Origin of the sequence: Paenarthrobacter sp. NPDC090520, from assembly GCF_044769205.1 — a bacterium.
Classification (GTDB): Bacteria; Actinomycetota; Actinomycetes; order Actinomycetales; family Micrococcaceae; genus Arthrobacter.
On sequence record NZ_JBIVXM010000004.1, the window covers coordinates 184,825 to 198,875 of the forward strand.

Consider the following 14,051-nt stretch of genomic DNA (forward strand, 5'->3'; position numbering starts at 1 on the left):
CGGTGCCCGGAGTACAAAGTGCCTCCCGTGCCCCCCCAGGCTGCCACCGCCGTCGTGCGTAAAACCCTAAGGAGCCCGGCGGTAGTGCAGGGCCACCGCTCCGTTGCTGAGCGGCTCTGCCTCGACCAGCTCGAGGCGTCGGGTGCCGGAAAGCCCGCCCTGATAGAGGGTGGGGCCGTGGCCGGTGATCATGGGGTGGACCAGGAACTTGTACTCGTCGATCAGGTCCAGCCTGTCCAGCTCCGTGGCCAGCTTGCCGCTGCCCACCAGCACCCCGTCGGGAGTGTTGTCCTTGAGTTCCTGGACGGCTGTCCGCAGCTCGCCGGTCAAGTGGTGGCTGTTGGTCCACGGGAACTCGCTTCGCGTTCCGGAAACAACGTACTTCGGCTTCGTCTCCAATTTGTCCGCCCACTCCTTCAGGGCCGGCGGCGCATCGACCTCGCCGCGGGCGACCAGCGGCCAGTAGGCTTCCATCATTTCGTAGGTGGTGCGGCCCCAAAGCATGGCCCCGCCTTGGTCCAAAAGGCGGGTGAAGTGCGCATGCGTCTCGTCGTCGGCGATGCCCTCCCGGTGGTCGACGCAGCCATCCAACGTGACGTTGATACTGAAAGTAAGGAGTCCCATCTGGCGATCCTAGCCCTCGGATGCGGGCGCGTCAGCGGGTGCCTCCCGCTGCGGCACCCGTTCCCGCCACTCGCACCCCGCACCCCGCGACTGAACCCGCCACGTTGCCGCCGACCGCACCAGTTCGCGCCATCCGCACCCGTTAGAACGGGAGCACTGGGCGCGAAGGGGTGCGGGGCAGACGAAGAAGGGGAGCGGGCGGGAACGGCAGCACAGGGCGCGAAAGGTTGCGGGGCAGACGAAGAAGGGAGAGAGCAACCGCGGAAAACGGACGATACGTGGGAGAGGATCGCTGGGAAAGGGGTGTTCGATGAGAGAGCGTCCGCAACAAAGGGGTGTTCGATGAGAGAGCGTCCGCAAGAAAGGGGTGTTCGGTGAGAGAGCGTCCGAAGGTAAAGCCCGACGGCGGGAGTCACCGTCGGGCTTTATGTCGCCTTTCGAAAGGGCTCGTCGCCTTTCGAAAGGGCTCGTCGCTTTTCGAAAGGGTTAGCGGGAGCTGCCCGCGAGCAGGCCGCGGCGCTGCAGGAGGCGCTTCTCGATCGGGCCGAACACGAGCAGCTCGATCAGGATGCCCACAAACAGGATGAGCAGGATCGCGGACATCACGATCGCCATATCGGACAACGCACGGCCTTGGTCAAGCAAGGAGCCCAAGCCGAAACCGATGGTGCCGCCCACGGCAATGATTTCCGCGGCCATGAGGGAGCGCCATGAGAACGCCCAGCCCTGCTTCAAGCCGCCGATGTACCCGGGGAGGGCCGCCGGAAGGACGATCTGCAACGCCATCTGCACGCGGTTGGCGCCAAGGACAGTGCCAACGCTGCGGTACTGCGGCGGGATCTGGTCGACGCCGGAAATCAGGCCGTTGATGATCGAAGGGATGGCACCCATGAGCACCACGAAGTAAACGGTGGCGTCCGTGAGCCCGAACCAGATGATGGCGGCGGGGACCCAAGCCACGGAAGGCAGGACTTGCAGGCCGGAGATCAACGGACCGAAAGCGCGCCGGAGCGGAGCAACCTGCGCCAGCAACAAGCCCACAGGAGTTGCCACCACCACGGAAATCAGGAAGCCCACCAAGCCACGCTGCAGTGAAGTCCACACGGATTCCTGGACCTTGCCTTCGCCCCACAGGACGCCCAGCTGGGTGAGAACATCAATCGGGCCGGGAACCTGGTCGCGGCGCTTCAAACCCAGGGAAACGTAAAACTGCCAAACGAGCACGAGGACCACCAAGGCCGCCACTGGCAACAGGATGCGCTTCCAGTCAATGCCGGCCTTGCGCCGTGTGTCCGACTGGAGGTTGTCCAGGCCCGCCTCAAGGTCCCGCAGCTCGGAAGGGTTGCCCTTGATGGACGGCGAGGTGATGTGGTTCTGGTCGCTCACGGGGAGGGTCCGCTCTTCGGTGGTCTGGTTACTTGGCATGGCGGCGGATCTCCTCGCGAAGTCGTCGGGTAATGACGCCGGTGAGCTCCCCTGCCCGGCCGGCGTCAGTGCGGTGTTCTTCGGTGACATCCCACTCAGCCACCACCCGGCCGGGACGCGAGGACAGCAGCAGCACGCGCTGACCCAGGCGCACGGCCTCGCGGACGTTGTGGGTCACGAAGATGATGGTGCGGCCCGTTTCCTTCCAGATCCGCTCAAGTTCGTCGTGGAGGAGGTCGCGCGTGATGGCATCCAGGGCAGCGAACGGCTCGTCCATGAGCAGCACCTGCCGGTCCTGGGCAAGCGAACGGGCCAGGGCCACGCGCTGGCGCATGCCGCCGGACAGTTCGTGCGGACGCTTGTCACCGGCACCGCCGAGGTGGACGAGCTCCAGCAGCTCTGTTGCCCGGGCATGACGGCTCGCCTTGCTGCTGGACTTGTCGGCGAGCTGCAGGGCGAGTTCAATGTTGCCGCGCGCCGTCAGCCACGGGAACAGTGCCGAGTCCTGGAACATGAAGGCCGCACCGTCGCTGGGCACCTCAAGGGCGCCCGACGTCGGGTGCTCCAGTCCCGCGATGATGTTCAGCAGGGTGGACTTGCCGCAGCCGGACGCACCGAGGAGGGCAACGAATTCGCCCTGCCCGATGGTGGCGTTGACGTCGTCCAGGACGGGGGCGCCGTCACCGAAGCGTTTGCCCAAGTTCTCCAGTACGACTGGCATGGTCCCGTCCTTCGTTTGTTGTTCGTGAAGCTGGTACTGCGTGCGCCGCGACCGGAGTGGTCCGGTTGCGGCCAAGGCCGGTCCGCGTCCGGGGTGGAAGCGGACCGGCCTGTGTAGTGCTTAGTCCTGGCCGAGTCCGGCGGCGGAGGTCTTCTTGCCCTCCACCTCGTTCAGGGCGCGGAGGTCGAAGATGCCGTTGATGTCGGCGGTCTTGGTGGTACCTGCGTCCACGCCGTCCTGGAGGAGCTTCTTGTAGGTCCCGGCCAGCGGGTCGGTGGTGAACTTGATGTTCTGCAACGCCCGGTCGATCACATTGGCCGGGAGCGGCTTGCCCGCGGTGTCCTTCAACACGGCGTTGATGGTGGTGGCCTTCTCCTCGGCCGAGGCGGAGTTCAACCAGTTCACCGATTCAACGTGGCCCTTCAACAACGCCTTGACAGTCTCCGGGTGTTCGGCGGCGAACTTCTTGTTCACGATCAGGATGGTGGTGGTGAAATCACCCTTCTCCCACAAGTCCTTCTCATCCACCAGGACCTTCGCCCCGGCCTCGAGCACCAGACGGGAGGCCCACGGCTCAGGCAACCACGCGCCGTCGAGCTTTCCGTCCTGGAACAACTTCAACGTCTGCGCGTTCTCAGTCGGGTTGATGGTCACATCACCACTGCCATCAGGGCTGGTCTTGTACCCCTGGTCCCCCAACCAGGCCCGCAGCGCCACGTCCTGGGTGCCGCCAAGCTGCGGGGACGCCACGACCTTGCCTTTCAGATCCGCTGCAGAGTTGATCTCGGGCTTGACCACCAACTGGGCACCACCGGCTGCCGCGCCGGCGATGATGCTGATGGACTCGCCGTTGCTCTTAACGAAGGAGTTGATGGCCGGGTTCGGGCCAATGTACGTGGCGTCGATCGCGCCGGCGTTCAGGGCCTCAATCGCGGCCGGGCCGGCGTTGAATACCTGGGTGCTGAGCTTGGTGCTGCCGAGCTCCTTGGCGATGAAGCCCTTGCTGGTACCCACCAACGCAGGGCCGTGGGTGACGTTACTAAAGTAACCAAGTTTCAGCTCAGCCGCCGGCGAAGTGGTCACAGCCGGGGCTGCCTGGTTGTTGTTCGACACAACCGAGGCCACGGCCGCGCCCGCACCGATCAGCAGGACGAGGCCGACAGCCAGACCGACCTCCAAGGCACGGCGGCGTTTGGGCTTGGTGGACTCGCCCGCAACAATGCGGATGGTGCCTGGATCAGGCTTCTGCGACTCGGGGGTGTTTGCCATGGGGAGGTCCTTAGGAATCTTTGGGGATGTGAAGCGGGGCGAAGATCGGGCCCCTAACATCGCCCATCGAAGGCAAGGAAGGACCGTTCCAGGGAGGTCATGAATTCACAGTAGGGACTGTCATATTTCGCTTCAATCCCGGAGAAATCGGGGTTCATGAAGGTTCATGTGGCGTCATATTCGTCGCCAAGGCTTCAATATCCCGCGGATTCGTGCGGCAGCAACCTCCCACCAAACGGGCACCCAGCGTCCGCCAGTCAGCAGCGTTCCCAGCCAGGGTGCCGACGTGACCGGCACCCTCGGAAGCTCCCCAGGTCTTTGTCACGGCGTCGTAGGTTTCACCCGAATTCGGGTACGCCACCAGCGGCGCGTCGGTGAGGTTCCGGAGGGTGCCCAACGCCGGGGTCACAAGTTCCAGCGGCACGCAATTAAGCCCGACGGCGGCAACGCGCGGTTCCGTGCGGAGCAGCGCCGCCACGTCCGTCAGGGGCGTTCCGTCACTGATGCGGGCACTGTCCCGCAGCGTAAACGTGAACCAGCTTTCGACGTCGAACTCCGTCACGAGCGCCAGCAGCGCCTCCGCCTCGGCAAAGGATGGCAACGTTTCGCAGGCAAGGAAGTCCACCCCGGCGTCCACGAGCGCGGCGATGCGTGGGCGGTGGAAATCCCGGAATTCCGCGGAAGAAAGCGTGTAATCGCCGCGGTACTCGGAGCCGTCGGCGAGGTAGGCTCCGTAGGGTCCCACCGACCCTGCCACCAGGAGGGAGCGGGCACCGGGGTGCGCAGCGTAGTACTCCTGCCGGGCTTCGTCGGCCAGCCTGACACTCCGGGACACAAGCTCCAACGATTCCTCCACGGAAAGGCCCCGCCGCGCGAAGCCTGCCGGCGTGGCCTGGTAGCTGGCCGTGATCGCCACGGAGGCACCGGCGTCGAAATAGTCCCGGTGAACCTGCTTGATCAGGTGCGGCTGTTCCAGCAGGACCTTGGCGGACCACAACGGATCGTCAAGATCGCAGCCGTGGACTTCGAGTTCGGTGGCCAGGGCGCCGTCCAGGACCAGGTCAGTGCCTGCGTCAAGGAGAGTGCTCAAGGTGGTGTTCCGGGGCATGGTGCCTTTCCAAAAAAGAAACCGCGGCCTGTTCGGATATCCCGCCTTTAATGGCCGGGACCAGCGAACAAGCCGCGGTTCTGTGTCTTTGCGTGTCCTTAGATGACGTAACGTTCGTCTTCGTGGTCGCCCGGGTGGTCCTTGACCAGGCCGGCGGCAAGGGTGTTGCCATCGATCGGGTCGATCACCAGGAACGCACCCGTGCGGCGGTGGCGCAGGTAGTTCTCCAAGGGCAGCGCGGCGGCGAGGCGAAGCTGCGCGTTTCCGATGTCGTTGAGCTCCAGGCTCGACGCCGGCTCGGACTTGAAGGTGGCGAGGTCAAGCTTGCCGGAAACGCTGCGGACCAGTGCCTGGACCGTACGGGTGCCGTGCTTCACCAGGACCTTCTGGCCTTCACGCAGGGGCTTGGGCGAGAGCCAGCACAGCGAGGCGTAGAGGTCTGCGGAAGCTTCGCGGACGGTGCCTGCTGCAGCGATCGTGTCCCCACGGGCAATGTCGAGTTCATCGGCCAGACGGACCGCCACGGACTGCGGGGCAGCTGCTTCTTCAAGCGAGCGGCCGGCGAAGTCGATGCCTACCACCGTGGTGTTGCGCGGTTCGTGTCCCGGAGTCAGAACCGTGACCTGGTCGCCAACCTTGACCGAGCCTTCGGTGATCTGGCCGGCGTAGGCGCGGTAATCGCGGTAGGCCTCAACGTCCAGTCCACCGGCTACAGCGTCGGGAGCCAGCGCACCTTGCGGGCGGATCACCAGCTGGACCGGGAAGCGGAAGCTTTCCAGTTCGGCTTCGAGTTCGTCTGCGGCCGGAAGGGTTTCGAGGACCTCCAGCAGGGCGGGGCCGGTGTACCAGGGGGTGCGCTCCGAGCGGTCCACCACGTTGTCGCCGTCCAGCGCCGACACGGGAACCACCAGGAGGTCGGCTACGCCATCCGAGCCAAGGCCCAGCTCGCGGGCAACCTTCTGCACGTCCGCTTCAATATCGCGGAACACCTGCTCGCTGAAGTCCACCAGGTCGATCTTGTTCACAGCCACGATCACGTGGGCCACGCGCAGCAACTGCAGCACGGACAAGTGGCGGCGGGTCTGCTCGAGGACACCCTTGCGGGCGTCGATCAGTACGACGACGGCATCCGCAGTGGACGCGCCTGTCACCGTGTTCTTGGTGTACTGAACGTGGCCCGGGCAGTCCGCCAGGATGAAGCTGCGGCGGTCCGTGGCGAAGTAGCGGTAAGCGACGTCGATGGTGATGCCCTGCTCGCGCTCGGCACGCAGGCCGTCGGTCAGGAGCGCCAGGTCGATGCCGCCCTTGTCGCCGCCGAAGCCGCGATCCGCGGAGGTGCGGGCAACGGCGTCGAGCTGGTCGGCAAGGATCGCCTTCGAGTCGTGGAGGAGGCGGCCCACAAGAGTCGACTTGCCGTCGTCGACCGAGCCGGCGGTAGCGAAACGGAACAGCGTGGACGGAAGCGGCGCGGACTCGAGTCCGGCTTCCAGGAAGGTGGTTTCGGTGCTCATTTAGAAGTAGCCGTCCTTCTTGCGGTCTTCCATGGCTGCCTCGGAGATGCGGTCATCTGCACGGGTGGCGCCACGTTCGGTCAGGGTGGAGGCAGCGACTTCAACAACGACGTCGGCCACGGTGTATGCGTCGGATTCGACGGCACCGGTGCAGGACATGTCGCCCACCGTGCGGTACCGGACCGTCTTGGTGATGACGTCCTCGTGCGGGAGCGGCTGGGAAACCTCGCCGACCGCGCGCCACATTCCGTCGCGGGCGAAGACCTCGCGCTCGTGGGCGTAGTACAGGCCGGGGAGCTCAATGTTCTCGCGCTCGATGTAACGCCAGATGTCCAGCTCGGTCCAGTTGCTGATGGGGAACGCACGAACGTGCTGGCCAACCGTGTGGCGGCCGTTGTACAGGTTCCACAGCTCGGGACGCTGGTTGCGCGGATCCCACTGGCCGAACTCGTCGCGGAGGCTCAGGATGCGCTCCTTGGCACGGGCCTTGTCCTCGTCGCGGCGGCCGCCGCCGAAAACGGCGTCGAACTTGTTCTTCTGGATCGCATCCAGCAGCGGAACCGTCTGAAGCGGGTTGCGGGTGCCATCGGCACGCTCGGCCAGTTCGCCGCGGTCAATGAATTCCTGCACCGAGCCCACAACGAGCTTCAAGCCCAGGCGCTCAACCGTGCGGTCGCGGAAGTCCAGGACCTCCGGGAAGTTGTGGCCGGTATCCACGTGGAGCACCGGGAAGGGAACCTTGCCCGGCCAGAAAGCCTTGGTGGCCAGGTGCAGCATCACCACGGAGTCCTTGCCGCCGGAGAACAGCAGCGCGGGCTTCTCGAACTCGGCAACAACCTCGCGGATGATGTGGATGGCCTCGGACTCCAGGGTGTCCAGTGAGCTGAGTCGCTCGACCGAGGATCCGCCGTGCCCGCTTCGCGATGGCCGCCACGCCGCGGCGGATTCCTCGGTCTCGCTCTGCAACTGGTTCAACTCGAGGTCCTCGCTGGTTGTAGAAGTGCTCATGTGTGTAGTCCGCATTCTGTCTTGTCGGTACCTGACCAGCGGCCGGCTCGGGGGTCTTCGCCCGGGGCCACTTTGCGGGTGCAGGGCTGGCATCCGATGGACGGGTAGCCCTGGCTCAGGAGGGGGTTGACGGGAAGGATGTTGTCCTCGGAGTACTCCACCAACTGATCGAAGGACCAGTCCACCATGGGGTTCACCTTGACCAGGCCAAAGCCTTCATCCCACGTGACCACGGGGGTGTTGGTGCGGGTGGGGCCTTCGTCGCGGCGTACGCCGGTGAACCACACCTCGTAGCCACCAAGCGAACGCCGGAGCGGTGCCACCTTGCGGAGCGCGCAGCACTGGCCGGGATCGCGGGCAAAGAGGTCCTTGCCCAAAAGGCTGTCCTGCTCTTCGACCGTGTGTTCGGGGAGAACGTCCACCACGTTGACCCGCAGGTTCGCCGCAACCTCGTCACGGGTCTGGTAGGTCTCCTTGAAGTGGTAGCCGGTCTCCAGGAACAGCACGTCGACGCCGGGAATCTGCTCGGCCACCAGGGCCGGCAGGACCGCATCAGCCATGGAGCAGGCCACCGTGATGGCGGGCAGTTCGAAGTTCCGTGCCACCCACGCGATCACGTCGGCGGCGGGCGCGTTCCAGTCGAGCTCGGCGGCGCCGGCTTCGGCCAGTGCCTTGAGCTCTTCCTGCGAACGTTTGATGGCAGTGGTCACTGGAGGTCTCCTTCGTCTGCGGAGTGTGCCCACTCAGCGAAGGTCTGGCCCTCGGCGCCAACTTCGACGAACTTGCGGACCACACGCTCGACGTAGTCGGGCAGGTTTTCGACCGTGACCTTGAGGCCGCGGACAGTACGCCCCAAACCGGCTTCTTCGCGCTCGTTGTTTGCCAGCCCGCCACCAAGGTGGACCTGGAAACCCGGGGTGGGGTCGCCGTCGGGCGTCGGCAGCATCATGCCCTTGAGGCCGATGTCAGCAGTCTGGATGCGGGCGCAGGAGTTGGGGCAGCCGTTGATGTGGAGGGACAGTGCCTGGGGCAGCTGCTTGGTTTCCACGAGGTCGGCCAGGCGCCGTTCCAGTTCGGCGATGGCCGTTGCAGCGGTGACCTTGGTTTCAACAATGGCCAGCTTGCAGAACTCGATGCCGGTGCAGGCGATGGTGCCGCGACGGAACACGGACGGACGGGCGGAGAGGCCCAGGGTGTCCAGTTCGGCGATGAGCGGCTCCACCTGGTCCTTCTCAACATCCAGGATGACGAGCTTCTGGTGCGGCGTGGTGCGCAGGCGGTAGGTGCCGTGCTGCTCCAAGGTGTTGGCCAGCTTCACCAAGGCCTCACCGGACGTGCGGCCCACAGTGGGGGTAACGCCGATGAAGAACTTGCCGTCCTTCTGCTCGTGGACGCCAATGTGGTCGCCCGGCGAGGTGGGCTTCGGAGCGGCCGGGCCGTCCGGGAGCTTGAAGCCGAGGTGTTCGTCCTCGAGGATCTGGCGGAACTTGGCCGGTCCCCAGTCGTTCATGAGGAACTTCAGGCGGGCCTTGGTGCGCATGCGGCGGTAACCGTAGTCGCGGAAGATGCTGGTGACGCCGAGCCATACTTCGGCGGCAACATCGGCAGAGACGAACGCGCCAAGTCGCTCAGCCAGGCGCGGGTTGGTGGAGAGGCCACCACCAACCCAGAGGTCGTAGCCGGCACCGAGCTCGGGGTGGACGACGCCTACCAGGGCAAAGTCGTTGATCTCGTGCACCACGTCCTGGGACGGGTGGCCCGTGATGGCGGTCTTGTACTTGCGGGGCAGGTTGGCCAGCTCCGGGTCGCCGATGAAGCGCTCGGACAGTTCGTGGATCAAGGGCGTGGGATCGATGATCTCGTCCTTGGCGATGCCCGCAACCGGGGAGCCCAGGATGACGCGGGGAACGTCGCCGCAAGCCTCGGTGGTGGACAGATCCACAGCTTCCAGGCGGCGCCAGATTTCCGGGACATCTTCAACGCGGATCCAGTGGAGCTGGATGTTCTGGCGGTCCGTCAGGTCGGCCGAGCCGCGGGCAAAGTCCACGGAGATCTGGCCGATGACGCGGAGCTGCTCGGTGGTGAGGGCACCGCCGTCGATGCGCACGCGGAGCATGAAGTACTTGTCTTCGAGCTCGTGCGGTTCAAGCGTCGCCGTCTTGCCGCCGTCGATCCCGGGCTTGCGCTGGGTGTAGAGGCCCCACCAACGGAACCGGCCGTGCAGGTCCGTGCCGTCGATCGAGTCGAAGCCTTCCTTGGAATAGACAGACTCAATGCGCTCACGGACGTTCAGCCCGTTATCTTCCTGCTTCCAGGTTTCGTTGGCATTGAGGGGCGTGGTGCCGTCAACCTTCCACTGACCGTGGGGCTTGGCGGCCGGGCGGGTGCGTGCGGGACGCTTCGAGACTTCGGTGTCCGCGGGCGCACCGGCTACAGCTGTTTCTGTCATATATCGAGGGTAGGTGTGGCCAGATTTCGCCAGCAAAGGTCCGGAAATGTTGAGTCACCTAAGGAAACACTTCGTCATGAACAGTCGTGGGGCCTTGTCCGCACCAGCTTCTTATGCAGTCCCTTGCCCCGTCATTTCGCGGCCGAATGGTTTAGGAAAGGCTGTCCTTTATTGCGTCATACCGCTCCAGCGCGATCTCGGCCAGAACCGGTGAGGGCAGCAGCGGGTCCGTCACAATATCCGCCCCTGCCTTGAACAACTGGTCGTGGAAATAGCCTGTCGCCAGGAGGTAGGACGCAATGAAAACCCGGCCCCCGCTTCCGGTGAGCTCTGAACGCAAGGAGGCAACGCCGTCGGGCACGTTGGGCTGGGCGCTGGCACCGTAAGCCACCCGGACTTTGTTCGGCAGCAGTTCCGCGAGCAGGCGCGCCTGCTCCTCCGAGTCAACCGAGCCGTCCGGAAGGGACGATCCCGCGGCAGCCAGCAGGACGCCGTCGTTCTCCTGCAGTCCGGAGGCGCGCAAGCGGGCGGCCAGCAGCTCCGCCAGTCGCGGATCCGGCCCGATCGGCTTCGCGGCCACTACCTCGGGCCGGGTCTTGATCGCTTTGGGCACGTCAACCTTGATGTGGAACCCGGTGCTGAGCAGAAGGGGTACCACCACGGCCTCGGTCCCCTCGGGCAGCCCTTCCACCACCCCGGACAGCTCGGGCTCCTGGACGTCCACGTAGGCCTCCAGGACCTGAAGCCCCGGCCGCAGTTCCTCGATTTCGGCCATGACCTGGCGAATGGCTGCCTGGCCCTCGGCGTTGCGGGTTCCGTGGGCACAAGCGATCAAGACGGGGCTGTTCATGGGAGCTAGCGTAACGTTGAGCCAGCACCTGTTGTGAAGCGCGCTCCAGAAAGAACCGTCCACTTGATTTCCATCGACATTGTTCTTCTTTGGCTCGACCTCATCGGCGTGTTCTTCTTTGCCGTTTCAGGCTCGCTGTTGGCCGCGCGGAAGCAGTTCGACTTTGTTGGCTCGGTGCTGCTTGCCTCCATTGTTTCCCTGGGCGGCGGTGTCATCCGGGACATCATCATCGACGCCGGTCCCCCGGCTTCCTTCACCAACCCCGCCTATCTGGCCCCGCCCTTGCTGGCCGCGCTGCTGGTTTACTACTTGTTCTCCTCGGTCCAGCGGTTCACTTCCCTCTTGACCCTGTTCGACGCCGGCGGGCTGGCCCTGTTCTGCATCACCGGTACGCTGAAGGCCCTCACGGCGGGGATGAATCCCGTGACCTGCATCCTGCTTGGCGTCACCACGGCTGTTGGCGGCGGGCTTTTGCGGGACATCACGGCCAACGAGATTCCCACCCTCTTCAACAACCGCGACATCTACGCCCTCCCGGCCTTCGTCGGCGCCGGATTGACCACGTTGCTGTGGCATCTGGGTGACTTCAACGGACTCTGGGCCTGCCTTGTCGCGGGCATCGTTTTCGCCTTCCGCGTCACCGCCTGGCGACGCGGGTGGTACGTGCCACTGGCCGTCCGCGGATGGCACCGCGCAGGGGTTGGCCCGGGGGCGAATTCCGGGGTCCGCGATTAGCTAGGATTAGAGCATGACTGACATGTTCCTCGAGAAGTTCCGCGCGCTGGTCCCAAAGTATCTCGAGGATGAATGGCAGGAAGAAGACGGCCTCACGCCCGGCGAACTCGATGACGCACTGTCCGAGCACTCCTTCACCATCCCCCTGGTTCTCCGCGAGTTCTACCTCGCCCTGGGCGGCTGCGAAGACCTCATGGAGGCGTACCACTACTTCTGGGATCCCGAGGAACTCGAAGTCGATGACGAAGGCTTCCTCATGTTCCTCGAGGACGAGGACGAGCAGTTCACGTGGGGCTTCCGCGTCGCCGACCTCGGCGTCCCTGACCCCATCGTCTTCCGCCGCAACAATGCCCGCGGCCAGTGGAAGAGCGAGGAAGGTACGTTCTCCGAGTTCGTCTTCGACATGTTCGATTGGGCATTCAACGACGAAGACTAGGTTTTTCTTGTTCGCAGCCCCCGGGCAGCCCGTTGTGGTTGCCGGGGGCTGTTTTTGTTGTGCGGCGCAGCTGGTCCGGGGCCCTCGTCCTTTTCGCCCGGCCCCTGTACCGCCACGACCCACTCCTCCCGCCCCCCTTCGGCCCGGCCCGTGTACCGCCACGACCCACTTTGAGCGGGAAGCCGACGCAACACGCCGTTGCACGGGCCTCCCGGCTACCTTTTGCCCTCATAGTTGGTCGTGGCGGTACAGCGCTTGGAATTAATTACGACGGCGGCTGGCTGGCCAGGTATCGGAACGGCCCCGCCACACTCCCCCGGCCCTGTTCGCCTCATCCATCCGGCCCCTGCCCCGCCATGCCACACTCCTCCCGCCCCCCTTCGGCCCGGCCCGTGTACCGCCACGACCCACTTTGAGCGCTAAACCGACGCGACACTCCGTTTCACGGCCCTCACGGCCGTCTGGTGCCCTCAAAGTCGGTCGTGGCGGTACAGCGCTTGGAATTAATTACGACGGCGGCTGGCTGGCCAGGTATCGGAACGGCCCGAAACGCCCAGCCTCCCTGTTCCGGAGCACAGCCAGGACTTCGTCCACCATCTTCTGTGGCTGATACACGACGTCTGCATAGTAGTAGTGCAGGCTCGTGAGGCCGCCGAGGAGTCCTGCATTGTTCCGGTATTGGTCCTTCTTCACCTGTTTCGGCTCGAAGTGAGTCCCGCCGTCGAGTTCGACGATCAGGCATTCCTCGATCAGGCAATCAACTTCACCGACCCCTGGGGCATCCGCGTGCATCCGGACTTGCAACCCGGCCCGCGTGAAATGGGTGTGGGCGAGTACCTCCAAGAGCGAGTCGGCCCTCGGCAGGACGAGGCCCAGGATGGCCCTGGCTACTCCGTTCCGGTTGCCGTTCATCTTGCTTTCCAGGAATGTGGTGGTCAGCAAGGCATGACTGACAGCACTCTGCACCATGACCAGGGCTTCCAACTCGGGGAGGCACCTCATGGCATGCAGCAGGACGTCGGCGACTCCTGCCACGGGTAGATAGGGATGGTCCGGGTGCAGGCGCTGGCCGTGGTGGACAATCCGTCGCCTGGCAAGCCCGGTGCCGCAGCTCAGGTGGAGTTGCCCACCAGCGTGGAGCGGACCATCGTGGAGCGTCCACAGGCCATAGAACCGGGCGGCGGAAACGCATGTCAGTTTTCCATTGGCCCGGAACGCCGCCACGATGTCCGGATCAGCGTCCATCGCGATGTACACACCTCGATGGAGCCTGCTGATATCGCCCTCCTTGACGGCTTTCGCCAATCGCCTGCGGGTAAATCCAGCTGCATAGAGGGATGCGGTGGTCGCAGCCCCATGACGGTTGCGGAGAAATTGAGTGACATCCATCAGCCCATGCTGTGACTTTGCCAAGGCCGCACGCTGCACTCAGAAAGCCGTATGTGGAAAACCCCGTACCCCCCATCACCCACTTTGCAGCGTCACCACCGACCGGAGACTCCTCAGCCGGCGTGTCATGGGTTCATCGGAATCAAAGTTGGAGCTAACGGCACGGTTGACCGTTGTAAATGACAGCACTTCCATCGAAATTTCTTTGACCCACGGAGTTGCATATGTGACAGAGTTGTCATAAGCTATTCACGGATCCACTAAATGCCTCCGGTGGGTCTGATGCGAACGGAGATTGTGGTCCCGGTTCGGTGCAGCGTATGACTCGTAACGTTGCAGCGAGCCGGGGCCATTCCATTTAAGCCCTCGCCACCACCCGCCAGCCCAGCCGCGCGCCCAAAGCCGAGCACCGCCGTCGTGGTGTGCCCTCCAAAGCCGAGCACCGCCGTCGTGGTGTGCCCTCCAAAGCCGAGCACCGCCGTCGTGGTGTGCCCTCCAAAGCCGAGCACCGCCGTCGTGGTGTGCC

13 protein-coding genes are annotated in these 14,051 nt (G+C 64.6%); 2 read left to right on the plus strand and 11 right to left on the minus strand.

The window, feature by feature from the left end:
* Nucleotides 1-66: 66 nt before the first annotated feature.
* The 10 genes from ACIQTZ_RS07275 to ACIQTZ_RS07320 form a co-directional block, all read right to left on the minus strand.
* Nucleotides 67-624, minus strand: a complete 558-nt coding sequence (locus ACIQTZ_RS07275; RefSeq protein ID WP_402978909.1) for a dihydrofolate reductase family protein — start codon at nucleotides 622-624, stop codon at nucleotides 67-69.
* A gap of 486 nt (nucleotides 625-1,110) precedes the next feature.
* Nucleotides 1,111-2,049, minus strand: a complete 939-nt coding sequence (locus ACIQTZ_RS07280; protein ID WP_400328787.1) for an ABC transporter permease — start codon at nucleotides 2,047-2,049, stop codon at nucleotides 1,111-1,113.
* Complete coding sequence (locus ACIQTZ_RS07285; RefSeq protein ID WP_402978912.1) at nucleotides 2,039-2,770, minus strand: ABC transporter ATP-binding protein; 732 nt, start codon at nucleotides 2,768-2,770, stop codon at nucleotides 2,039-2,041. The genes ACIQTZ_RS07280 and ACIQTZ_RS07285 overlap by 11 nt, the downstream gene beginning before the upstream one ends.
* Nucleotides 2,771-2,890: 120 nt before the next feature.
* Nucleotides 2,891-4,039: an ABC transporter substrate-binding protein gene (locus ACIQTZ_RS07290; protein WP_402978915.1), complete on the minus strand. Its 1,149-nt coding sequence runs from the start codon at nucleotides 4,037-4,039 to the stop codon at nucleotides 2,891-2,893.
* Between the two features lie 154 nt (nucleotides 4,040-4,193).
* On the minus strand, nucleotides 4,194-5,147 hold the full coding sequence (mmuM, locus tag ACIQTZ_RS07295; protein WP_402978918.1) for a homocysteine S-methyltransferase: 954 nt from the start codon (nucleotides 5,145-5,147) through the stop codon (nucleotides 4,194-4,196).
* 98 nt (nucleotides 5,148-5,245) lie between these two features.
* Nucleotides 5,246-6,658 (minus strand): sulfate adenylyltransferase subunit 1, encoded by a 1,413-nt coding sequence (locus ACIQTZ_RS07300; RefSeq protein ID WP_402978921.1) that lies wholly within the window; start codon nucleotides 6,656-6,658, stop codon nucleotides 5,246-5,248.
* Entirely contained in the window at nucleotides 6,659-7,666 is a 1,008-nt protein-coding gene (gene cysD, locus ACIQTZ_RS07305; protein ID WP_402978924.1) for a sulfate adenylyltransferase subunit CysD, read from the minus strand.
* Nucleotides 7,663-8,376: a phosphoadenylyl-sulfate reductase gene (locus ACIQTZ_RS07310; RefSeq protein ID WP_402978927.1), complete on the minus strand. Its 714-nt coding sequence runs from the start codon at nucleotides 8,374-8,376 to the stop codon at nucleotides 7,663-7,665. Before ACIQTZ_RS07310 ends, cysD begins: the two co-directional genes overlap by 4 nt.
* Nucleotides 8,373-10,115: a nitrite/sulfite reductase gene (locus tag ACIQTZ_RS07315; protein WP_402978930.1), complete on the minus strand. Its 1,743-nt coding sequence runs from the start codon at nucleotides 10,113-10,115 to the stop codon at nucleotides 8,373-8,375. The genes ACIQTZ_RS07310 and ACIQTZ_RS07315 overlap by 4 nt, the downstream gene beginning before the upstream one ends.
* Before the next feature lie 151 nt (nucleotides 10,116-10,266).
* Nucleotides 10,267-10,965 (minus strand): sirohydrochlorin chelatase, encoded by a 699-nt coding sequence (locus ACIQTZ_RS07320; RefSeq protein WP_400328767.1) that lies wholly within the window; start codon nucleotides 10,963-10,965, stop codon nucleotides 10,267-10,269.
* 63 nt (nucleotides 10,966-11,028) lie between these two features.
* Between ACIQTZ_RS07320 and ACIQTZ_RS07325 the strand changes: the two genes are divergently transcribed.
* Together ACIQTZ_RS07325 and ACIQTZ_RS07330 are read left to right on the plus strand one after the other, a co-directional pair.
* Nucleotides 11,029-11,700, plus strand: coding sequence for a trimeric intracellular cation channel family protein (locus ACIQTZ_RS07325; protein ID WP_400328761.1), 672 nt, complete (start codon nucleotides 11,029-11,031; stop codon nucleotides 11,698-11,700).
* Between the two features lie 13 nt (nucleotides 11,701-11,713).
* A complete protein-coding gene (locus ACIQTZ_RS07330; protein ID WP_397324428.1) occupies nucleotides 11,714-12,136 on the plus strand; it encodes a hypothetical protein in 423 nt (140 codons plus the stop codon).
* Between the two features lie 507 nt (nucleotides 12,137-12,643).
* Here ACIQTZ_RS07330 and ACIQTZ_RS07335 read toward each other — a convergent pair.
* Entirely contained in the window at nucleotides 12,644-13,525 is an 882-nt protein-coding gene (locus tag ACIQTZ_RS07335; RefSeq protein WP_402978933.1) for a type IV toxin-antitoxin system AbiEi family antitoxin domain-containing protein, read from the minus strand.
* Nucleotides 13,526-14,051: the final 526 nt, after the last annotated feature.

What these genes read in the sequence shown, in the direction of transcription:
- ACIQTZ_RS07275 (WP_402978909.1), bottom strand. Translation starts at nt 624, where the DNA reads ATGGGACTCCTTACTTTCAGTATCAACGTCACGTTGGATGGCTGCGTC.
- ACIQTZ_RS07280 (WP_400328787.1), bottom strand. Translation starts at nt 2,049, where the DNA reads ATGCCAAGTAACCAGACCACCGAAGAGCGGACCCTCCCCGTGAGCGAC.
- ACIQTZ_RS07285 (WP_402978912.1), bottom strand. Translation starts at nt 2,770, where the DNA reads ATGCCAGTCGTACTGGAGAACTTGGGCAAACGCTTCGGTGACGGCGCC.
- ACIQTZ_RS07290 (WP_402978915.1), bottom strand. Translation starts at nt 4,039, where the DNA reads ATGGCAAACACCCCCGAGTCGCAGAAGCCTGATCCAGGCACCATCCGC.
- mmuM (WP_402978918.1), bottom strand. Translation starts at nt 5,147, where the DNA reads ATGCCCCGGAACACCACCTTGAGCACTCTCCTTGACGCAGGCACTGAC.
- ACIQTZ_RS07300 (WP_402978921.1), bottom strand. Translation starts at nt 6,658, where the DNA reads ATGAGCACCGAAACCACCTTCCTGGAAGCCGGACTCGAGTCCGCGCCG.
- cysD (WP_402978924.1), bottom strand. Translation starts at nt 7,666, where the DNA reads ATGAGCACTTCTACAACCAGCGAGGACCTCGAGTTGAACCAGTTGCAG.
- ACIQTZ_RS07315 (WP_402978930.1), bottom strand. Translation starts at nt 10,115, where the DNA reads ATGACAGAAACAGCTGTAGCCGGTGCGCCCGCGGACACCGAAGTCTCG.
- ACIQTZ_RS07320 (WP_400328767.1), bottom strand. Translation starts at nt 10,965, where the DNA reads ATGAACAGCCCCGTCTTGATCGCTTGTGCCCACGGAACCCGCAACGCC.
- ACIQTZ_RS07330 (WP_397324428.1), top strand. Translation starts at nt 11,714, where the DNA reads ATGACTGACATGTTCCTCGAGAAGTTCCGCGCGCTGGTCCCAAAGTAT.
- ACIQTZ_RS07335 (WP_402978933.1), bottom strand. Translation starts at nt 13,525, where the DNA reads ATGGATGTCACTCAATTTCTCCGCAACCGTCATGGGGCTGCGACCACC.